Source organism: Escherichia sp. 10290 (assembly GCF_030295155.1).
GTDB classification, from domain to species: domain Bacteria; phylum Pseudomonadota; class Gammaproteobacteria; order Enterobacterales; family Enterobacteriaceae; genus Escherichia; species Escherichia coli_F.
The window spans coordinates 160,345-182,195 of sequence record NZ_AP025742.1; the positions used below are offsets into that span (position 1 = coordinate 160,345).

Annotated in this window: 11 protein-coding genes and 13 pseudogenes; 12 read left to right on the forward strand and 12 right to left on the reverse strand. The window is 45.9% G+C overall.

Translation table 11 applies throughout. From position 1 onward, the window contains the following. Positions 1-2: 2 nt before the first annotated feature. The 8 genes and pseudogenes from ehxB to QUE74_RS28360 all read right to left on the reverse strand — a co-directional run. Positions 3-2,122 (reverse strand): annotated as a pseudogene (gene ehxB / locus QUE74_RS28325) (enterohemolysin T1SS ABC transporter permease/ATPase EhxB). Between the two features lie 49 nt (positions 2,123-2,171). Beyond that, positions 2,172-3,566: pseudogene (ehxA, locus tag QUE74_RS28330) on the reverse strand (enterohemolysin EhxA); the annotation flags it as partial. Positions 3,567-3,669: 103 nt separating this feature from the next. Further along, positions 3,670-4,898 (reverse strand): IS3-like element IS2 family transposase gene (locus tag QUE74_RS28335; RefSeq protein WP_088895425.1). Its coding sequence is split into 2 segments (ribosomal slippage): positions 3,670-4,583 and positions 4,583-4,898, totalling 1,230 coding nucleotides; the frame shifts between segments, so codons are not numbered across the junction. A 75-nt stretch (positions 4,899-4,973) separates the two neighbouring features. Continuing rightward, positions 4,974-6,142, reverse strand: a protein-coding gene (locus QUE74_RS28340; protein ID WP_286332277.1) for an IS3-like element IS2 family transposase whose coding sequence is annotated in 2 segments (ribosomal slippage) — positions 4,974-5,818 and positions 5,818-6,142 — 1,170 coding nt in all. Because the reading frame shifts where the segments join, the coding sequence is not laid out codon by codon here. 31 nt (positions 6,143-6,173) lie between these two features. Continuing rightward, a pseudogene (locus QUE74_RS28345) lies at positions 6,174-6,377 on the reverse strand (IS3 family transposase); the annotation flags it as partial. 90 nt (positions 6,378-6,467) lie between these two features. Next, a pseudogene (gene ehxA, locus QUE74_RS28350) lies at positions 6,468-8,072 on the reverse strand (enterohemolysin EhxA); the annotation flags it as partial. Between the two features lies 1 nt (position 8,073). Beyond that, positions 8,074-8,589 (reverse strand): enterohemolysin-activating lysine-acyltransferase EhxC, encoded by a 516-nt coding sequence (gene ehxC / locus QUE74_RS28355; RefSeq protein ID WP_001355427.1) that lies wholly within the window; start codon positions 8,587-8,589, stop codon positions 8,074-8,076. Between the two features lie 358 nt (positions 8,590-8,947). After that, positions 8,948-9,121, reverse strand: a pseudogene (locus QUE74_RS28360) (IS3 family transposase); the annotation flags it as partial. Positions 9,122-9,185: 64 nt separating this feature from the next. Between QUE74_RS28360 and QUE74_RS28365 the strand changes: the two are divergent. From QUE74_RS28365 to sta1, 5 genes and pseudogenes are all read left to right on the forward strand, one after another. Beyond that, entirely contained in the window at positions 9,186-9,464 is a 279-nt protein-coding gene (locus tag QUE74_RS28365; protein ID WP_000982737.1) for a plasmid pRiA4b ORF-3 family protein, read from the forward strand. A gap of 69 nt (positions 9,465-9,533) precedes the next feature. Next, positions 9,534-9,731, forward strand: coding sequence for a hypothetical protein (locus QUE74_RS28370; RefSeq protein WP_001355426.1), 198 nt, complete (start codon positions 9,534-9,536; stop codon positions 9,729-9,731). A gap of 34 nt (positions 9,732-9,765) precedes the next feature. Beyond that, positions 9,766-10,131: a hypothetical protein gene (locus QUE74_RS28375; RefSeq protein WP_000124091.1), complete on the forward strand. Its 366-nt coding sequence runs from the start codon at positions 9,766-9,768 to the stop codon at positions 10,129-10,131. Between the two features lie 110 nt (positions 10,132-10,241). Beyond that, positions 10,242-10,403 (forward strand): annotated as a pseudogene (locus tag QUE74_RS28380) (IS91 family transposase); the annotation flags it as partial. Positions 10,404-10,809: 406 nt separating this feature from the next. Beyond that, positions 10,810-11,029 (forward strand): annotated as a pseudogene (sta1, locus tag QUE74_RS28385) (heat-stable enterotoxin ST-I group a). 708 nt (positions 11,030-11,737) lie between these two features. Here the strand turns inward: sta1 and QUE74_RS29735 are convergent. Further along, positions 11,738-11,794, reverse strand: a pseudogene (locus QUE74_RS29735) (hypothetical protein); the annotation flags it as partial. Positions 11,795-11,917: 123 nt separating this feature from the next. Continuing rightward, positions 11,918-12,402, reverse strand: a pseudogene (locus QUE74_RS28390) (IS3 family transposase); the annotation flags it as partial. On the opposite strand from QUE74_RS28390, the pseudogene istA reads away from it, so the two are divergent. From istA to fdnI, 7 genes and pseudogenes are all read left to right on the forward strand, one after another. Next, a pseudogene (gene istA, locus QUE74_RS28395) lies at positions 12,380-13,409 on the forward strand (IS21 family transposase). The pseudogenes QUE74_RS28390 and istA sit on opposite strands and share 23 nt — an antisense overlap. Further along, positions 13,406-14,178: pseudogene (gene istB, locus QUE74_RS28400) on the forward strand (IS21-like element helper ATPase IstB). Before istA ends, istB begins: the two co-directional pseudogenes overlap by 4 nt. A gap of 308 nt (positions 14,179-14,486) precedes the next feature. Beyond that, positions 14,487-14,663, forward strand: coding sequence for a hypothetical protein (locus QUE74_RS28405; protein WP_157839835.1), 177 nt, complete (start codon positions 14,487-14,489; stop codon positions 14,661-14,663). Positions 14,664-14,979: 316 nt separating this feature from the next. Beyond that, positions 14,980-16,208 (forward strand): IS3-like element IS2 family transposase gene (locus tag QUE74_RS28410; protein WP_286332278.1). Its coding sequence is split into 2 segments (ribosomal slippage): positions 14,980-15,295 and positions 15,295-16,208, totalling 1,230 coding nucleotides; the frame shifts between segments, so codons are not numbered across the junction. A gap of 147 nt (positions 16,209-16,355) precedes the next feature. Further along, entirely contained in the window at positions 16,356-19,406 is a 3,051-nt protein-coding gene (fdnG, locus tag QUE74_RS28415; protein WP_000395613.1) for a formate dehydrogenase-N subunit alpha, read from the forward strand. A 12-nt stretch (positions 19,407-19,418) separates the two neighbouring features. Beyond that, positions 19,419-20,306, forward strand: a complete 888-nt coding sequence (gene fdxH / locus QUE74_RS28420; protein ID WP_001251453.1) for a formate dehydrogenase subunit beta — start codon at positions 19,419-19,421, stop codon at positions 20,304-20,306. Next, positions 20,299-20,952, forward strand: coding sequence for a formate dehydrogenase-N subunit gamma (gene fdnI / locus QUE74_RS28425; RefSeq protein WP_000045939.1), 654 nt, complete (start codon positions 20,299-20,301; stop codon positions 20,950-20,952). Before fdxH ends, fdnI begins: the two co-directional genes overlap by 8 nt. Positions 20,953-21,055: 103 nt before the next feature. Here the strand turns inward: fdnI and QUE74_RS28430 are convergent. Continuing rightward, positions 21,056-21,460 (reverse strand): annotated as a pseudogene (locus tag QUE74_RS28430) (IS66 family transposase); the annotation flags it as partial. A 42-nt stretch (positions 21,461-21,502) separates the two neighbouring features. After that, positions 21,503-21,655 (reverse strand): annotated as a pseudogene (locus QUE74_RS28435) (IS66-like element accessory protein TnpA); the annotation flags it as partial. Positions 21,656-21,851: the final 196 nt, after the last annotated feature.

Genomic DNA, 21,851 nt, shown 5'->3' on the forward strand with positions numbered 1-21,851 from the left:
CATTATGCCTGCAAATGATATAAATATGCATATAAACTGTCTTTTTTGGAGATAAGCTCTTTATGTGTGCCATCTTCAGAAATAATACCATTATCCATAACAATTATTCTTTTTGCATTTTTTACAGTGGACAACCTGTGTGCAATAATAATTACGGTTCTGTTCTTACATATTCTTGACATATTTTTCATTATTATATTTTCCGACTCATAATCAAGAGCACTTGTTGCTTCATCAAAAATAAGAATTCGAGGATTTGTAACAAGAGCCCAGGCTATTGCGATCCGTTGACGCTGCCCTCCTGAAAGACCAACGCCCTGTTCTCCAACAATAGTATTGTACCCTTCTTTTAGTTCCGTAATAAAATCATGGGCACCTGCAAGTCTGGCTGCCTCAATTGCCTGCTCCATAGATACAGTCGGAGAAGCTAATGTAATATTATCGATAATACTACGATTTAATAGAGTATTTTCCTGCAATACAACACCAATCTGGCGTCGTAACCATTCTGGATCAGAAAGTGATAAATCATGCCCATCAATTAAAATCTGTCCTGTCTCTGGTATATAAAAGCGCTGAAGCAGTTTTGTTAATGTACTTTTTCCTGAACCAGAACGGCCAACTATACCGATAACATCCCCCTTCGATATGTATAAATTAATATTATTTAAAATAACATTGCCGTCAGAAGAATACCGAAACCTAACATTTTTAAATTCGATATCCCCCTGAATTTCCGGCAGTATATTTCTGCCTGACTTTTTCTCTACCGGTGTATTTAATACATCTCCAAGGCGCTCAACAGAAATACCAACTTGCTGAAAATCCTGCCAAAGATGAGCCAGTCTGATAACAGGAGCAATGACCTGACCTGCAAGCATATTAAACGCGATTAACTGCCCGATGCTTATCTCTCCCGATATGACAAGATGTGCTCCCATCCAGAGACTAATTACCATTACACTTTTCTGTATCAGCTGTATACCCTGCTGCCCTGTCATTGCAACCAGATTTACCCTGAAACTGGAAGCAACATACCCGGCCAGTTGTTTATCCCATGTAGCAATCATTTGTGGCGATACTGCCATGGATTTAATTGTATTTATTGCTGTTACCATCTCGACAAGAAAAGCTTGATTTTCTGCATTCCTGAGAAATTTATCATCAAGACGTCGACGTAATAAGGGTGATATAAACAATGACCATATAACATAACAAGGTAGTGACAATAATATAACCAGTGTTAATTGAGGGCTGTAATACCACATGACACAAAAAAATATTACAGAAAAAATAGATCAAGAACTGATGTCAACGCTTGTCCGGTTAAAAAATTACGAATTTGTTCCAGTTCCCTTACTCTGGCAACGGTCTCTCCGACCCTGCGATTTTCAAAATATGAAACAGGTAATGCAAGCAAATGTCTGAATAACTTAGCACCCAGTTCAACGTCAATACGACTTGTCGTATGAGAGAAAATATAAGTTCTGGCTCCGGTTAATATCACTTCAAAAATTATCACTATAATAAATGCCATTGTAATAATATTTAACGTTGAAAACCCCCGATGAACTAAAACCTTATCCATTACAACCTGAAAAAAAAGAGGTGTTATTAACGCAAGAAACTGAATAAAAGCAGAAACAGTTAACACCTCAAGTAAAATCTTCCTGTATTTCACAACAGAGGGGATAAACCAGGAAAAATCAAATTTAGCTAACTCTCCGACTACTGTTGCTCTTGACGTAACCAGAATAACTTTTCCCTGATACAGTTTTTCGAACTCATCCCGGCTAAAAGTTTGTGACTGATGCTGTTCAGGATCATAAACAAGATAGCGTGATGAATCTTTAGTTACACGAGATAATATATAATGCTTACCGTCATCCCGCCATATCAACGCAGGTAATGGAATCATTGATAATCTGGCAAAATGTTTTTCTACATATTTTGCTTTTAAGCCAATGGATTTCGCTGCCAGTAACCATTCAGTCACCCCAAAATCTTGTGTGTGGGTATTAAACTGATGCCTTATAGTTTCAGCATTGACAGTTATATTATGATATTGTGCAAGCAATATCAGTGTATACAAGCTACTATGAGAACTACATTTACTCATGATAAAACGATGCCCATTCCTCCTGGAATGGGCATCACCTCCGCTTTTAGTCTCAGACAGTTGTCGTTAAAATTGTTGAGTGTGTGTTATTTTGATGTAAGGCTAAATTATATAAAGATGCTAATCGTTCATCACCTGAATCTAACCCTGAAACTGAAGAAATAATTTTGTTAATATCATTGGCAACACTGGTGATATTAACCATATTTTTTTCTGATGCTATAGAACTAGCTTTTATATAACCTGACCAATCATTATTTTTATGAGGTATGTTATCAGATTTAATTTCACGACCATCTTTATCTGTTATAATCTCAACAAGATGATTATCTGCTCCTGAGGCATCTTTCGCAAACCAGTTTTTAAATGTTATCCCATTGACATCATTTGACTCATTAAATGATAGTACACCATTAATGGCTTTATTCATGATAAGATCATTTCCCACTTTCTTAAATGCGATATCATCAAAGCTAATATCAGATAAGTGCAGGCGATCTCCTTTACCTCCTTCATCTGCAATTGTATGATGACCATAGTTTTGCCGATAAACATAAATATCATTACCAAAACCGCCATTCAGATAGTCATTACCTTCCCCTCCATCCAGAAGGTCAATACCACCACCATAAAGTTTATCATCACCAGTGCCACCTGACAGAATATTATAAGCTCCGTGTGCCTGAAGCTCATCATTACCGCTTCCTCCTGTCAGATAATTATTACCATCCCCTCCACTCAATTTATCGTTTCCACTACCACCAAATAACTGGTCGTCGCCCTGTCCTCCGGATATATAATCATCCCCATCATCGCCGTATAGTCGATCATTACCATAATTACCTTCGATATAATCGTTCCCATCTGCGCCATGGAATATATCATTAAACTTACCGCCTTTGAATTCATCATCATGTTTTCCGCCGATGAGTTCTTCAACAGAATGTAGCTTATCTATCACATCATAAGAAATTCCACCGGCTCTGAATTCAAAATCACGATATTGTATTTTCTCTGTTCGCTTTCCCACTGACACCTCCTGTTCATTAACGACTTCCTGCAATACCTTCACGTCACCATACATATTTTTTGAAACTATATACTCACCAGGTTTCGATGCTCCTGTTGCATCAATTGTTAGTTTGCCAGCATCCGTCTTATTATAAGATACGGTGTCATGGCCTTCTCCAGCAAATACTTCTGACGAGCCTGAGCCAGAATAAACAATATCATTTTTATCTCCGAGCTCAGAAATTATTTTCGCCTGATGGTATTTATTATCCTTTTCAACAAACTGAATCAGATTTGAATAATCATATACACCTTTATGACTTTTTAATCCTTTTACAGACCATGTATCCTTACCATTTACAATAAGAGATGTCATATATTCATATTTACCACTCTGTTTTCTTTCTCTGACTTCTTCTCCTGGGGTAAATGTTGGTGGATTTGCCCCTATATTTCCAGACATCTGTTATCACTTAACCCATTACAAGCCCGCTGCCGCAGATATTCCCGTGGCGAGCGATAACCCAGTGGATTTGCCCCTATATTTCCAGACATCTGTTATCACTTAACCCATTACAAGCCCGCTGCCGCAGATATTCCCGTGGCGAGCGATAACCCAGCGCACTATGCGGATGCCATTCGTTATAATGCTCGAACGCCTCTGCAAGGTTCTTTGCTGCCGTTAACCCGTCTGGTTTGGGCATGATACTGATGTAGTCACGCTTTATCGTTTTCACGAAGCTCTCTGCTATTCCGTTACTCTCCGGACTCCGCACCGCCGTGTTCTTCGGTTCAAGTCCCAACATCCGGGCGAACTGGCGTGTTTCATTAGCCCGGTAGCATGAACCATTATCCGTCAGCCACTCCACTGGAGACGACGGAAGATCGTTGCCGAAGCGGCGTTCCACCGCTCCCAGCATGACGTCCTGTACTGTTTCACTGTTGAAGCCGCCAGTAGTCACCGCCCAGTGCAGTGCCTCACGATCACAGCAGTCCAGCGCGAACGTGACACGCAGTCTCTCTCCGTTATCACAGCAGAACTCGAACCCGTCAGAGCACCATCGCTGATTGCTTTCTTTCACGGCCACTCTGCCTGTATGTGCCCGTTTCGATGGCGGTACAGCAGGTTTTCGCTCAAGCAACAGCGCATTCTGGCGCATGATCCGGTAAACACGTTTGGCATTGATCGCAGGCATACCATCAAGTTCTGCCTGTCTGCGAAGCAGCGCCCATACCCGACGATAACCATACGTGGGCAGCTCTCCGATAACATGGTGTATACGGAGAAGCACATCCGTATCATCAGTGTGACGACTGCGGCGGCCATCCATCCAGTCATCGGTTCGTCTGAGAATGACGTGCAACTGCGCACGCGACACCCGGAGACAACGGCTGACTAAGCTTACTCCCCATCCCCGGGCAATAAGGGCGCGTGCGCTATCCACTTTTTTGCCCGTCCATATTCAACGGCTTCTTTGAGGAGTTCATTTTCCATCGTTTTCTTGCCGAGCAGGCGCTGGAGTTCTTTAATCTGCTTCATGGCGGCAGCAAGTTCAGAGGCAGGAACAACCTGTTCTCCGGCGGCGACAGCAGTAAGACTTCCTTCCTGGTATTGCTTACGCCAGAGAAATAACTGGCTGGCTGCTACACCATGTTGCCGGGCAACGAGGGAGACCGTCATTCCCGGTTCAAAGCTCTGCTGAACAATTGCGATCTTTTCCTGTGTGGTACGCCGTCTGCGTTTCTCCGGCCCTAAGACATCAATCATCTGTTCTCCAATGACTAGTCTAAAAACTAGTATTAAGACTATCACTTATTTAAGTGATACTGGTTGTCTGGAGATTCAGGGGGCCAGTCTACCCAGCGCACTATGCGGATGCCATTCGTTATAATGCTCGAACGCCTCTGCAAGGTTCTTTGCTGCCGTTAACCCGTCTGGTTTGGGCATGATACTGATGTAGTCACGCTTTATCGTTTTCACGAAGCTCTCTGCTATTCCGTTACTCTCCGGACTCCGCACCGCCGTGTTCTTCGGTTCAAGTCCCAACATCCGGGCGAACTGGCGTGTTTCATTAGCCCGGTAGCATGAACCATTATCCGTCAGCCACTCCACTGGAGACGACGGAAGATCGTTGCCGAAGCGGCGTTCCACCGCTCCCAGCATGACGTCCTGTACTGTTTCACTGTTGAAGCCGCCAGTAGTCACCGCCCAGTGCAGTGCCTCACGATCACAGCAGTCCAGCGCGAACGTGACACGCAGTCTCTCTCCGTTATCACAGCAGAACTCGAACCCGTCAGAGCACCATCGCTGATTGCTTTCTTTCACGGCCACTCTGCCTGTATGTGCCCGTTTCGATGGCGGTACAGCAGGTTTTCGCTCAAGCAACAGCGCATTCTGGCGCATGATCCGGTAAACACGTTTGGCATTGATCGCAGGCATACCATCAAGTTCTGCCTGTCTGCGAAGCAGCGCCCATACCCGACGATAACCATACGTGGGCAGCTCTCCGATAACATGGTGTATACGGAGAAGCACATCCGTATCATCAGTGTGACGACTGCGGCGGCCATCCATCCAGTCATCGGTTCGTCTGAGAATGACGTGCAACTGCGCACGCGACACCCGGAGACAACGGCTGACTAAGCTTACTCCCCATCCCCGGGCAATAAGGGCGCGTGCGCTATCCACTTTTTTGCCCGTCCATATTCAACGGCTTCTTTGAGGAGTTCATTTTCCATCGTTTTCTTGCCGAGCAGGCGCTGGAGTTCTTTAATCTGCTTCATGGCGGCAGCAAGTTCAGAGGCAGGAACAACCTGTTCTCCGGCGGCGACAGCAGTAAGACTTCCTTCCTGGTATTGCTTACGCCAGAGAAATAACTGGCTGGCTGCTACACCATGTTGCCGGGCAACGAGGGAGACCGTCATCCCCGGTTCAAAGCTCTGCTGAACAATTGCGATCTTTTCCTGTGTGGTACGCCGTCTGCGTTTCTCCGGCCCTAAGACATCAATCATCTGTTCTCCAATGACTAGTCTAAAAACTAGTAACAACCTGTTCTCCGGCGGCGACAGCAGTAAGACTTCCTTCCTGGTATTGCTTACGCCAGAGAAATAACTGGCTGGCTGCTACACCATGTTGCCGGGCAACGAGGGAGACCGTCATCCCCGGTTCAAAGCTCTGCTGAACAATTGCGATCTTTTCCTGTGTGGTACGCCGTCTGCGTTTCTCCGGCCCTAAGACATCAATCATCTGTTCTCCAATGACTAGTCTAAAAACTAGTATTAAGACTATCACTTATTTAAGTGATACTGGTTGTCTGGAGATTCAGGGGGCCAGTCTAGTTGGTGTTACAAATGTCAAAACACTTGATACATTACCTGTTGAAAGGTCTATGGTCCCTTTTTGAGGATCAAAAACTTGTTGTGTAAACTCCTTCGGTTGATCCTCTAAAAGCCCTCCATTCTCCAGATAATTAATATATGCCTTACCACTCTGACTACGATCAGCATTACGGGTTATACCTGCAAGTTCACCGATCTTCTCATCCCAATGTTGCTGAGTTATTGCGACAGCTCTTTCTACTGCATGCTGACGAGAAAAATCTGCAAGCAAAGACAGAGAGTCTTCTAAAAATGCAGCATGTCTTGCATCATAGCCATTCTCAAAATAATTTTTGCCATGCTCCTTTTCCCATTCATTGATCCGAGCAGCGAATTTATCTGCAACGTGCTCAAACATAGCCTGTTTTGATGCTTCCAGAATGCCAGATATCGTACCGGTTAATGCACTCACTAGCATGCTTATCGGGGCCCCTATGAGGGATGCACTGGAGGCTGCACTAACTCCCGCAGATACAGAACTCAGAACAGTATTTATTGTTGTCAGGGCTGCATCTATAGCTCCGGTTTCTTTATGAAAGGCTGCAAGTAAAGCATCCCCTTCATAATTCAATTTTTTAAATCGTTCAGAATATGCTTCAAGCTGCTTAGCTCGCTCAAATTTATCTGCAATAGCCAGGAAAGAAAGAGGACTGATAGCCAGCATAACAGCCGATGTGATCAGACCCGCACTTGCAGCTGTTGTCGATAAGCCCTGTGCCATTCTCTGAGCCAGAATATATTGTGAAACAGCTTTACCAACATTTCCCAGAACCTGAGTTGTCAGTTCGATACCTGCTGCTGCTTTTGTTCCTGTATGTGCGTCACTGTTTCCCAGAATAAAGCTTGCTGATACAGCTGAAAGAATTCCAGAGATAACATCCAGCCCATCCCCCAAGGGGCCCAGGTCAGGTAAATTTTGTAATTTTCCACCAACAGAACTTAAGCTAGGTTTACTGGATAAAAATGAGCCAAGCTGGTTAAGCTGCTCAGAAAATGAATCAACAGTACTGTTTATACTTGATACTGTATCTACAAGGTGATTAATAAGTTCAATACTATTTTTGGCAATATCATTCTGACTTATATCCTCTCCTCCCCGTTGTTTTCTCAGCAATTCATCAAGAGCCATGCCTGATAAGGCAATCCCCGTAAAATTATGTAGTGCTGAAAGAACTGTTCCGGCTTTTCCCAGATTATTACCTACATTCTCAGCGGTTCCGCCTATTTTACTCCCAACGTTCTGATACTTCTGCAGAAGTTTATCAAGTTGTGGTGCGAATATTGCAACACCACGTTCAGTTAATCCTAAAACTTTTTCTGCTGTACCAAAAAACTGGTTTGCAATCGCTGTATCATCTCGTTCAGTACGGTGTATTTCTATTCCAAGCTCATCAGCAGCTTTGACCAACTCATTAATACCCACGCCCTGAGCTTCATAATCATCAGGTATTAATAATATGAGTTTTTTTCCAGCGGTACGTACGTTTGATGATGCTGTATTAAATGCTGATTTTGTAGTCGATGTCGCATTGCTGAAAATGTTCTTTATTTTATTTACTGTCATATTAGTTTGCTTTCTCAATATTAAAATTAAAATCTTGTCTATTTTTTACTTCAGACATAAGTTCATGATGGTATTGCCTGAATATTTTTGATGCCAATTTTTTATCTATCCCCCCACCATGAAACTCAGCTATTTTCCCTGTTTTACCATACTCATCTAACCTTATTGCTCTGAATAACTCATAAGGATACTTTTTCCTCATGTGTTTATATAAGTCCATGTTGTGTCCAAATGGCGCTATCCAGTCAATAAACCACTTCCTTTCTCCCGATATCCAGTCCTTTGCATACAAAGATGTTACATCATTTATATATTTCACCTCGCATTCCAGATCTAAACTGGCCCAGCTACAAAAAGCTACAGGAAGGTCATCCTTTGTCAGCAAAGCAAATTGATTTGTCTGAATGGCAGGTATGACATTAATAGCAAAAACAGACAGAGGCCATTTTCTATGCAGCGGAGAACAGGCCCATAACCATGCAACCTTTCCCATGACATCAAAGACATTAGATTTCATAATATTTAAAGATGTATAAAATTCAAGAATGGTAAAGAAATTAAAATAAAGACACAGAAATCATATTATTTGAAAAATAAACATCTAAAAACAAAAAGCTACCGCAAGGAGCTCCCCTCCTAACACAAACAACTATAATATATTGGCTACAACTCTTATGCATATTACAGATGAGTTATATTATAATACTCAGATGATTGTTTTGTAAGATAACAAATGATTTTCATATGAGTCCCCTGCTACAAAAACTTTATTAAAGAGGTATCAGACAGATTACAGCAAACCATTTGGTTACAGTTACCAAAGAAAACCCACTCAAGTTTCATACTGAAGGTATTCTCATCCAGCATTGAAGTGGTCAACAAAAACTGGTCACCGCGTTAGAGTTTTTCCAGTATCGATTTTCCGATTCGTTTGGGGGTAACCCACCGTTATATTCGTGCGGTCTTAGTGCGCTGTAATATCCAACGATATAGTCCGTTATGGCGTGAGCTGCCTCGCTGAAGCTTACGTAACCCACCACCGGCATCCATTAACCCCGGGGCAGTCACTGAATGAGGGACCAGCAGCGGTAAAATAACCTGCATAATTTCATAATGATGCCTCTGTTAGTTATGAAGGTTTACGTCATTAAAATTGCTGTTCGTGGTGTCAGTCCTATGGTCTGGCGTCGGCTGAGGATTGCAGCCGATACATCACTGGCTGCACTCCATTTTATTATCCAGATCATTCAGGGCTGGGGTGATGACCACCTGCACCAGTTTCATATTTACGGTAAAGATTACGGTATCACTTACGAGGGGAGCATTGGTTTTCCGGATAAGCCGGAAACCGGATCTGCGCGGCGGGGAACGGGCAGGAAATATGATGATTAAGCAACTTACATAAAATCATATCAGATATGATTTTTACCTGTCAGAATATTATCAGATGGAGCGTGCAGGATGGATGAAGAAAGGGTGTTTTCACTCAGCTATGAGCAACTAACCCGAATAGCGGAAAAAAATATCCGTGAATGTGGGCTGGACAGCCAGAGCGCCAGGTGCATCAGTGAATTGAAGGCCTCAGCTCTGCTGTGGTTGTGGTATCGAGTAGGCAGCCTGACGGCTGCAACTTGTCATGGTCTGCCATTACCGCTATAAAAACAGACAATGTTATTGTCTTTCAGGTGGTTATATGGCCCGTTCAGCTAAACCCCGTAAACGAAAACCTGCACCTCAAAGAAGCAAACTTCCCCGCTATGTCGTGAAGCTTCACGACGATGACTTCTTTGACGAAGAAGACACAGAAGTTCTGCGCTTTGATAATTTTGACGATGCCGTTGAGTGCTGCGCTGACCTGGGTATTCCGTTCTTTGTGGATGCGGGAAACAAAAAGCTGGTCTTCTGGTTTGTACGTGTTGATGACGAAGGGTATCCGGAAATAGCCCGCTGCACGGAGCGGGAATTTGCAACCATTTTTGCCGGTATCAGCGCCGGCGGCATGTACTGTCCGGAGTGCGGCACGGTTCACTGGCCGGACGGAGTCACCCCGCCCTTCTGATGTTTCCCCGTTTTGCCGATATTTTTCAGCAGGGAAACCTCTGGCTTAACTGGCTGGAGAAGCAGCCGGAAGGTTCAGTGCGTCCGGTGGTGATTGAGTCGGTGACAAAAATCAGGTGGAGAGGGATGTATCAGCAGTTACTGAAAGTTGCCCCGCTGAAGTGCATCCTGTGCGGGAGTCAGATGCATTTTACGGGGCTGAAGCGGGGTTACCGTCTGGCAGATCTGGTTGTGATGCATGAGCCACTGGCGCGAATGTGGGTATGCAGCTGAAAGCCGCAGAGGGGAAGTTGCGTCCATTTTCAGGGAAATGGAGCAAAAAACCGCCACTTATGCTTTGTATCAATCAGTATCGCCCCGTTCGATAGTCGTTTCCTTTCATATGGTGTACAAGGAATGTCGAAGAAACATCCGTTTCGTGATGTTTTTTTAATCTTTTTGGGATTTAAATTCCTGTCGATGAACAAGAAAAGTATAAAACCATTACTTAACATGATATTAATAGTAAAAAAATCCAGACGACCAGTCAATTAACATATATAACACTATAAAAATAATATAAAAAAGCGAGTACACCTCGACATATAACATGATGCAACTCACAAAAAAAAAATAAAAAAATTGCAAAGACCGTTTAACTAATCTCAAATATCCGTGAAACAACATGACGGGAGGTAACATGAAAAAGCTAATGTTGGCAATTTTTATTTCTGTATTATCTTTCCCCTCTTTTAGCCAGAAAGCTGAATCAGTTGACTCTTCAAAAGAGAAAATTACATTAGACACTAAAAAGTGTAATGTTGTAAAAAACAACAGTGAAAAAAAAATCAGAAAATATGAATAACACATTTTACTGCTGTGAACTTTGTTGTAATCCAGCCTGTGCTGGATGTTATTAAAATCATAGAGGGAATCTTTATTCTGATTCCCTCTATATTATATGTACTGGTGCTAAGAAAATCATACTAAAAAACAACGCTTTTATATTATATGGCCAGAATATTTTAATAATGACCTTATATTTTACGACGATTAAAATTCTAGTGACAGAGCAAGAAAGTAATGCGAGAAGATAAACTAAAGTATTTGCTTGAAATTTATAGAGAAAATGAAAGAAAGATAAAAGAGCTGGAACAGATCAAAAGCCATATATCTCAGTTAGAAGTCGCAGTGCTTCGAATTAATAACCTAAAAGTGCGAGAAGATATTGATTCGCTGTTAAAGAGTTATAATTATTAATGCTAATAAAAGCCAGTTTGTGACAGATAAAACAGAGTCATGTAAGTCGCGGACAGCGGTATCGCTTGTTTTTTTAATTTACTATACGTCAAGCTGCCCCTATTATTTCATTCGTTACTGGCGATATTATAAACGTTATGTCGCTCTTGTTTCCCTGCAGTAATCACTTATATAACATTTCTTCATCAATGCGAACAGATGTAATGACAAACGTATTGACGAGTAACAGATGCCGCGTCAGCGGCATGTAAGGCGGCATACTGTTGTTTCATATGGCACAGAAATAAAACCGCCGAAGCCCGGCGTAAGCCGGTACTGATTGACAGATTTAACCTTACCCACCCCATCCTGTTAAGCCATACCCACTTTCAGCCATGACAGAGCCTCTGTACGCGGTCGGAGTGGTCCCGACAAGGGTTTCCCGCAGTCGGGGCGTATCTCCGCGTTAGCGGACCGTGAGGGCCGCTTACGAGCGTGTATGAGAGACGTTGTCAACGCCACGATGTTTGACCGTTATGGGGATGCAGACGATTTCCTAGACTGCTTTATCATTCCAGCCCGCATTGTTGGCGGTACATTTCAGGGCTGACTGCACCCAGCGATAATTTTATACGCCGCTCGTTATACCATCTGAGTAAGCATCCACTTACTGCATGAACTTTTCTGGCGTGATGTCTGACCATTTACGCCCATAATACATTTCCGTTTTCAGTCTGCCGAAAAAGCCTTCACATGCGGCATTATCAGGTGAACATCCTTTACGGGACATTGAGCGAATAAGACCTGCTGCATTCACTCTTTCCAGCCAGCCTGGCCAGCGATAATGCCCACCTCTGTCACTGTGTGTCACCGGTCGTTCGCCAGCATTTAACGTTTCGACCGCATTATCCAGCATGGTGTTGACCAGTTCAGCGTCGGGACGTGTACTGAGAGACCAGCTCACAACTTTTCCATCGAAGCAGTCCACGAGCGGTGATAGCCAGACTTTACCTGCAGGGAGCTGGAAATCCATGATATCTGTCAGCCATTTCTGTTTTGAGACAGTTATGAAAATTAAAATCCTGCACAAGCAGGGAATGAGTAGCCGGGCGATTGCCAGAGAACTGGGGATCTCCCGCAATACCGTTAAACGTTATTTGCAGGCAAAATCTGAGCCGCCAAAATATACGCCGCGACCTGCTGTTGCTTCACTCCTGGATGAATACCGGGATTATATTCGTCAACGCATCACCGATGCTCATCCTTACAAAATCCCGGCAACGGTAATCGCTCGCGAGATCAGATACCTAGGATATCGTGGCGGAATGACCATTCTCAGGGCGTTCATTCGTTCTCTCTCGGTTTCTCAGGAGCAGGAGCCTGTTGTTCGGTTCGAAACGGAACCCGGACGACAGATGCAGGTTGACTGGGGCACTATGCGTAATGGTCGCTCACCGCTTCACGTGTTCGTTGCTGTTCCCGGATACAGCCGAATGTTGTACATCGAATTCACTGACAATATGCGTTATGACACGCTGGAGACCTGCCATCGTAATGCGTTCCGCTTCTTTGGTGGTGTGCCGCGCGAAGTGTTGTATGACAATATGAAAACTGTGGTTCTGCAACGTGACGCATATCAGACCGGTCAGCACCGGTTCCATCCTTCGCTGTGGCAGTTCGGCAAGGAGATGGGCTTCTCTCCCCGACTGTGTCGCCCCTTCAGGGCACAGACTAAAGGTAAGGTGTAACGGATGGTGCAGTACACCCGTAACAGTTTTTATATCCCACTAATGACTCGCCTGCGCCCGATGGGGATCACTGTCGATGTTGAAACAGCCAACCGCCACGGTCTGCGCTGGCTGCACGATGTCGCTAACCAACGAAAGCATGAAACAATCCAGGCCCGTCCCTGCGATCGCTGGCTCAGCATCCATGCTGGCACTGCCTCCAGAGAAAAAAGAGTATGACGTGCATGTTGGTGAAAATCTGGTGAACTTCGACAAATCCCCCCTGCATCATCCACTCTCCATCTACGACTCATTCTGCAGAGGAGTGGCGTGATGATGCAACTGCAACATCAACGACTGATGGCGCTCGCCGGGCAGTTGCAACTGGAAAGCCTTATAAGCGCAGCGCCTGCGCTGTCACAACAGGCAGTAGACCAGGAATGGAGTTATATGGACTTCCTGGAGCATCTGCTTCATGAAGAAAAACTGGCACGTCATCAACGTAAACAGGCGATGTATACCCGAATGGCAGCCTTCCCGGCGGTGAAAACGTTCGAAGAGTATGACTTCACGTTCGCCACCGGAGCACCGCAGAAGCAACTCCAGTCATTACACTCATAGAACGTAATGAAAATATCGTATTACTGGGGCCATCAGGTGTGGGGAAAGCCCATCTGGCAATAGCGATGGGCTATGAAGCAGTCCGTGCAGGTATCAAGGTTCGCTTCACAACAGCAGCAGATCTGTTACTTCAGTTATCGACGGCACAACGTCAGGGCCGTTATAAAACGCCGCTTCAGCGTGGAGTCATGGCCCCCCGGTTGTTCATCATTGATGAAATAGGCTATCTGCCGTTCAGTCAGGAAGAAGCAAAGCTGTTCTTCCAGGCCATCGCTAAACGTTACGAAAAAAGCGCAATGATCCTGACATCCAATCTGCTGTTCGGGCAGTGGGATCAAACGTTCGCCGGTGATGCAGCCCTGACCTCAGCGATGCTGGACCGTATCTTACACCACTCACATGTCGTTCAGATCAAAGGAGAAAGCTATCGACTCAGACAGAAACGAAAGGCCGGGGTTATAGCAGAAGCTAATCCTGAATAAAACGGTGGATCAATATTGGGTCGTTGGTGGAGATATAATAAGTGGATCACTTTTCATCCGTCGTTGACACAATGGAACAAATTGCTGCCCATTGTGAGTCATATTCGCCCTGATTTTCCAGCACCATACGGGTCGCCCGCTGACGGACTTCGGGGGAAAACCAGTATTTTTAGTCATCCTGTTTACCTCCTTCTCAGAGAGTTTCATCTCCAGGATTCCCGGGACAGTTCACAGGAATTCTGCACTTTGATAATTTTGACGATGCCGTTAAGTGCTGCGCAGACCTGAATATTTCGTTCTTTGTGGATGTGGGAAACAAAAAGATGGTCTTCTGGTTTGTTCGTGTTGATGACGAAGGCTATCCGGAAATTGCCCGCTGTACGGAGTGGGTGTTTGCGACCATTCTTGCCGGTATCAGCGCCGGCGGTATGTACTGTCCGGAGTGCGGCACGGTTCACTGGCCGGACGGAGTCCCCCCCTTCTGATGCTTCCCCTTTTTGCCGACATTTTTCAGCAGGGAAACCGCTTCGTCAGAGGGGGAAGTCGCAGTGGTCACCCGACTCAGTACTTTAGTGTCAACCTCCGGTATCTAGTTGCTTCTCCTCTGCTCTATAAAATAAATCAACTATCATCACACTGCGAGTTCATATGTACCGCCAGTGACGCATCTGAAAAACGCGTCAATATGAGTTCACCGGAATATTACTTACTAGACTGGCCCCCTGAATCTCCAGACAACCAGTATCACTTAAATAAGTGATAGTCTTAATACTAGTTTTTAGACTAGTCATTGGAGAACAGATGATTGATGTCTTAGGGCCGGAGAAACGCAGACGGCGTACCACACAGGAAAAGATCGCAATTGTTCAGCAGAGCTTTGAACCGGGAATGACGGTCTCCCTCGTTGCCCGGCAACATGGTGTAGCAGCCAGCCAGTTATTTCTCTGGCGTAAGCAATACCAGGAAGGAAGTCTTACTGCTGTCGCCGCCGGAGAACAGGTTGTTCCTGCCTCTGAACTTGCTGCCGCCATGAAGCAGATTAAAGAACTCCAGCGCCTGCTCGGCAAGAAAACGATGGAAAATGAACTCCTCAAAGAAGCCGTTGAATATGGACGGGCAAAAAAGTGGATAGCGCACGCGCCCTTATTGCCCGGGGATGGGGAGTAAGCTTAGTCAACCGTTGTCTCCGGGTGTCGCGTGCGCAGTTGCACGTCATTCTCAGACGAACCGATGACTGGATGGATGGCCGCCGCAGTCGTCACACTGATGATACGGATGTGCTTCTCCGTATACACCATGTTATCGGAGAGCTGCCCACGTATGGTTATCGTCGGGTATGGGCGCTGCTTCGCAGACAGGCAGAACTTGATGGTATGCCTGCGATCAATGCCAAACGTGTTTACCGGATCATGCGCCAGAATGCGCTGTTGCTTGAGCGAAAACCTGCTGTACCGCCATCGAAACGGGCACATACAGGCAGAGTGGCCGTGAAAGAAAGCAATCAGCGATGGTGCTCTGACGGGTTCGAGTTCTGCTGTGATAACGGAGAGAGACTGCGTGTCACGTTCGCGCTGGACTGCTGTGATCGTGAGGCACTGCACTGGGCGGTGACTACTGGCGGCTTCAACAGTGAAACAGTACAGGACGTCATGCTGGGAGCGGTGGAACGCCGCTTCGGCAACGATCTTCCGTCGTCTCCAGTGGAGTGGCTGACGGATAATGGTTCATGCTACCGGGCTAATGAAACACGCCAGTTCGCCCGGATGTTGGGACTTGAACCGAAGAACACGGCGGTGCGGAGTCCGGAGAGTAACGGAATAGCAGAGAGCTTCGTGAAAACGATAAAGCGTGACTACATCAGTATCATGCCCAAACCAGACGGGTTAACGGCAGCAAAGAACCTTGCAGAGGCGTTCGAGCATTATAACGAATGGCATCCGCATAGTGCGCTGGGTTATCGCTCGCCACGGGAATATCTGCGGCAGCGGGCTTGTAATGGGTTAAGTGATAACAGATGTCTGGAAATATAGGGGCAAATCCACTTACCCCCGGAACATCACCAAAGGGAATGGAGGGAGAGGGGAGACTGATTTTGGCTAAAAGTTAATTGCCCATAAAATAATTTAACATTAAAATAACCATATTTTTTCATGTCTTAAGTTTAAGCTGGAGAAAAAATGGAGTTCAATCGGAGACAGTTCTTTCGAATCTGCGCGGGCGGTATGGCAGGAACAACTGTTGCATCTCTCGGATTCTTATCATCTTTTTCCGTTCACGCGGAAACCCGTCAATACAAACTCTTAAAAGCAAAAGAGACACGTAATAACTGCACATACTGCTCAGTAGGGTGCGGCATGCTGATGTACAGTCTTGGCGATACAGCTAAAAACGTCAAAGAAAGTATCTACCATATTGAGGGCGATCCGGATCATCCGGTGAGCCGTGGCTCGTTGTGTCCTAAAGGCGCTGGCGTGTTGGATTATATTCATAGTAAAAACCGTCTGCAGTATCCCGAATATCGAGCACCTGGGGCAGATAAATGGCAGCGTATTAGCTGGGATGATGCGATTAATCGTATTGCCCGACTCATGAAAGATGATCGTGATGCCAACTTTATTGAGAAAAACGCACAGGGCGTTACTGTCAACCGATGGGCCACTACAGGCATGCTATGTTCCTCAGCGGCAAGCAATGAAACCGGGATCCTTGACGGTAAATTTGCTCGTGGACTAGGTATGGTCGCTATCGACTGTCAAGCACGATTATGTCATGGCCCCACCGTTGCTGCTCTTGCACCAACATTTGGACGTGGTGCTATGACCAACAATTGGGTCGATATTAAAAATGCCAACGTAATACTTATTATGGGCGGCAATGCTGCTGAGGCACATCCGGTAGGCTTTAAATGGGTGGTCGAAGCGCAAACTAAAAACGACGCGACCGTGGTGGTGGTAGACCCGCGCTTTAACCGTAGCGCCGCCGTCGCCGATCTGTATGCGCCAATACGCGCTGGTTCAGACACAGTATTCCTGCTCGGAGTAATCCGTTATCTGCTGAAGAACAACCGGGTGCAGCACGACTATGTGCGCCATTACACGAACGCCAGCCTTATAATACGTGATGACTATCAGTTCAATGACGGTCTGTTTAGCGGCTATGACGACAAGAAACGTCAGTATGATAAATCAAGTTGGTTCTATCAGCTTGACGAACAGGGTAATGCCCTGCGTGATGATTCATTGAATCATCCACGCTGCGTGTGGAATTTGTTGAAAACTCACGTCGAGCGTTATACGCCAGAAATGGTTAACCGACTGTGTGGGACTACCGTGGCGGATTTCAATCGAATCTGCGAAATTCTCGCTAGTACCTGTGTTCCTGATCGCACCGCCACCATCCTGTACGCACTGGGTTGGACACACCACTCCAACGGGGCACAGATTATTCGCGCCGCTGCTATGCTCCAGTTACTACTGGGTAATATAGGTATGGCAGGCGGTGGTGTTAACGCCCTACGTGGCCATTCCAATATTCAGGGATATACCGATCTTGGCTTATTGTCGACAAACCTGCCGGGCTATATGCCGCTGCCGTCGGAAAAACAGCCAGACTATCAGACCTATATTTCGCAAATCACGCCACCTGCGTTAGGTGTGAATGAGGTCAATTACTGGAAAAATACTCCGAAATTCTTTGTTAGCATGATGAAAAGTTTCTGGGGCAATAATGCAACAGTGGAAAATAACTGGGGCTACGACTGGCTACCTAAATGGGATCGCCTGTATGACGTAATGACTCAGACCGAATTGATGCTCGAAGGGAAGCTCAATGGTTACATCGTTCAGGGATTTAACCCACTGGCGGCGTTTCCCGATAAAAACAAATCAATTCGGGCACTTTCCAAACTGAAATATATGGTGGTTATCGATCCACTGGCCACTGAGTCTTCCAATTTTTGGCAGAATCATGGCGAGATGAACGATGTAACCCCGGCAGATATTCAGACCGAAGTTTTCCGCCTGCCATCTTCCTGCTTTGCTGAAGAAAATGGTTCAATAGCTAACTCCGGGCGTTGGTTGCAGTGGCACTGGGCTGCGGCAGAACCACCAGGTGAAGCCTGGCATGACGGAAAGATCCTTGGCCACCTGTTTATGCGACTGCGTGAACTATATCAGCAGGAAGGCGGAGCGAATCCTCAACCCTTGTTGAATATTGCCTGGAATTATAAAGATCCATATGACCCACACCCAGAAGAGATTGCTCGTGAAGCAAATGGCCAGGCACTTGAAGACATTTATGATGATAAAGGCCAGCTTATTGCCCAGAATGGTCAGCAGCTCAGCAATTTTGCACAGTTACGCGATGACGGCTCTACCAGTTGTTTCTGCTGGGTCTACTGTGGAAGCTGGACAGAGCAAGGTAACCAGATGGCAAATCGTGATAATAGTGATCCATATGGTTTGGGCTGCACACCGGGCTGGGCGTGGTCATGGCCAGCCAACCGCCGTATTCTCTACAATCGCGCTTCGGCAGATCCATCAGGAAAACCGTGGGATCCAAAACGAGCTCTGCTGCATTGGGATGGCAGAAAATGGCTCGGTATGGATGTCGCAGACTATGATAAGGCAGAACCGGGCAGCAGTGTTGGTCCGTTTATCATGAATCCGGAAGGTGTAGCGCGTTTGTTCTCCATCGACAAAATGAACGACGGGCCATTCCCGGAACATTACGAACCCATTGAGTCGCCTATTGGTACTAACCCGCTGCACCCGGATGTTGTATCCAGCCCAGTTGCACGTATCTACAATGACGATATCACCAATATGGGTAAAGCGGATGCCTTCCCGTACATCGCAACAACTTACTCCATTACGGAACTGTTTCGCCACTGGACCAAACATGCTCTGCTCAACGCCATCGTTCAACCCGATCAATTCATCGAAATCGGTGAGGCGCTGGCGAGCAAAAAAGGCATTAAAGCTGGTGATACGGTGAAAGTGATGTCGAAACGCGGCTTTATAAAAGCAAAGGCGGTGGTCACCAAACGTCTGCAAACGCTGATGATCGATGGTAAGCAGGTCGATACAATCGGTATTCCTTGTCACTGGGGCTTTGAAGGTGCTACACGCAAAGGGTTCCTCGCCAATACGTTAACGCCATCGGTGGGTGATGCGAACTCGCAAACACCGGAGTATAAAGCATTTCTGGTCAACATAGAGCGAGCGTAAGGAAGGTGACTCATGGCTATGCAATCACAAGATATTATAAAACGCTCTGCGACGAACAACATCACGCCGCCGCCTCAGGCGCGGAATTACCGTGCAGAAGTGGCGAAACTAATTGATGTAACCACCTGTATTGGGTGTAAAGGCTGTCAGGTAGCATGCTCAGAGTGGAACGATATTCGTGATGAAGTGGGTTACTGCAACGGAGTCTATGACAACCCGACAGATCTCAGCGCTAAGTCTTGGACAGTGATGCGCTTTAGCGAAACCACCCAGAACGATAAGCTGGAATGGCTGATCCGCAAAGACGGTTGCATGCACTGCGCCGATCCTGGTTGTTTGAAAGCCTGTCCATCACCTGGAGCAATCATTCAGTATGCCAACGGGATTGTCGACTTTCAGTCCGAGCACTGCATTGGCTGTGGCTACTGCATTGCTGGCTGCCCATTCAATATTCCCCGGCTTAATCCTGAAGATAATCGGGTCTATAAATGTACGTTGTGCGTTGACCGGGTCAGCGTGGGTCAGGAACCTGCCTGCGTGAAAACTTGTCCGACCGGTGCTATCCAGTTTGGAACCAAAAAAGAGATGCTTAATGTAGCTGAAACTCGTGTGGCACAGTTGAAAAAACGTGGCTATGTCAACGCGGGTATTTACAACCCTCAAGGGATTGGCGGCACCCACGTGATGTATGTACTTCATCACGCGGATCAACCATCTCTTTACCACAATCTGCCAGATGACCCCAAAATCGCCGTACCAGTAAACTTCTGGAAGGGGATTTTAAAACCACTCTCCGCAGCCGGATTTATCGCCACTTTTGCCGGGCTGATTTACCACTACGTGGGAGTAGGCCCAAACAAAGAGACGGATGATGATGAAAAGGAAAACGGTCATGAGTAAAAGCAACATGATTCTGCGTACCAAATTTATCGACCGTGCTTGTCACTGGACGGTGGTAATAAGCTTCTTCCTGGTGTCACTTTCCGGTATTGCGCTTTTCTTCCCAACATTGCAATGGCTTACTGAAACCTTCGGTACACCGCAAATGGGACGAATTCTACATCCGTTTATCGGAGTGATGATTTTCATCATGCTGATGTTTATGTTCGTTCGTTTTGTATACCACAATATTCCCGATAAACAGGATCTTCCTTGGATTAAAGGGATCGTTGATGTACTTAAAGGCAATGAGCATAACGTCGCTGATGTGGGGAAATACAACGCAGGGCAGAAAATGATGTTTTGGAGCATCATGAGCCTGATTCTGGTATTACTGGTTACCGGCGTTATTATCTGGAGGCCATACTTTGCCCATTATTTCTCAATTAACATAGTTCGTTGGTGTTTGTTAATCCACGCGACAGCAGCTATTGTACTGATTCACGCCATTCTGATTCATATATACATGGCGTTTTGGGTAAAAGGTTCAATTAAAGGTATGATTGAAGGGAAAGTTAGTCGACGCTGGGCGAAGAAACACCATCCTCGCTGGTATCGTGAGGTTGAATCTACTGAAAAAGAAACAACGGAATTACAGTCTAAGTAAAAGCTCACCTCCTAAGGAGCTGGTTTCAGATTGCAGACAAAGTCCTAAATAACTGCTCCTATACCGCTACACTGTAAGCGTCAACGGAGCACCGTATTGACGCTTATTTATTGGTGAGAACTACGTTCCATGGCAGGAGTTCGTCAACACGGTTGGAGGGCCATTCCGGCAGTACGCTCAGAATATGGCGCAGATACGCTTCCGGATCGATACCGTTCAGACGGCAGGTGTCGATCAGCCCGTACTGCAGTGCACCACGCTCGCCGCCGTGATCGCTACCGAAGAACACGTAATTTTTCTTTCCGAGACAGACAGCACGAAGCGCTCTTTCCGCTGTGTTATTGTCCGCCTCCGCCAGACCGTCATCACTGTAATAACAGAGGACGTCCCACTGATTCAGTACATAGCTGAACGCTTCGCCCAGTCTGGAGTTTTTCGACAGCGTGCCATTCTTCTCCACCATCCATTCATGCAGCGACGTCAGTAACGCTTTGCTTCGCTGCTGCCTGACTTGCTATTCACCGGAAAGGGGCCAGTCAGTGAATACCTAGTGAAATCGCTTCACCAGAGAAAAAATAGCGGTTTTGCTGACACCAGTCTGCGCAGAAATGCGCGGGTACGACAGTGACTCGTCAAATCTCAGCTGTAGCACACGCGGGATTAATTCCGGATTATCTGCCAGTACCGCCTTTCGTGCATTCATCTTAAATGTCCTTTTACTGCGAAAATGGACATTGGTATCGGAAACAGGAAAGGGAGGCGAAAGACGGTGAAGCGCTTACCATCAAGGCCAAGGGCGGTTAAGATATCAAAGTGAAATGAGTGCCGCTCCGATTAAGTGAACGGTATTTCACTGGTATCATTTTTTACTGCCTCATCCGGCGAAAAGATGCTTGATA

Bases quoted from the DNA above. Each gene is read 5' to 3' on its own strand.
- ehxC (WP_001355427.1), bottom strand. From the start codon at position 8,589: ATGAAATCTAATGTCTTTGATGTCATGGGAAAGGTTGCATGGTTATGG.
- QUE74_RS28365 (WP_000982737.1), top strand. From the start codon at position 9,186: ATGATGCCTCTGTTAGTTATGAAGGTTTACGTCATTAAAATTGCTGTT.
- QUE74_RS28370 (WP_001355426.1), top strand. From the start codon at position 9,534: ATGGATGAAGAAAGGGTGTTTTCACTCAGCTATGAGCAACTAACCCGA.
- QUE74_RS28375 (WP_000124091.1), top strand. From the start codon at position 9,766: ATGGCCCGTTCAGCTAAACCCCGTAAACGAAAACCTGCACCTCAAAGA.
- fdnG (WP_000395613.1), top strand. From the start codon at position 16,356: ATGGAGTTCAATCGGAGACAGTTCTTTCGAATCTGCGCGGGCGGTATG.
- fdxH (WP_001251453.1), top strand. From the start codon at position 19,419: ATGGCTATGCAATCACAAGATATTATAAAACGCTCTGCGACGAACAAC.
- fdnI (WP_000045939.1), top strand. From the start codon at position 20,299: ATGAGTAAAAGCAACATGATTCTGCGTACCAAATTTATCGACCGTGCT.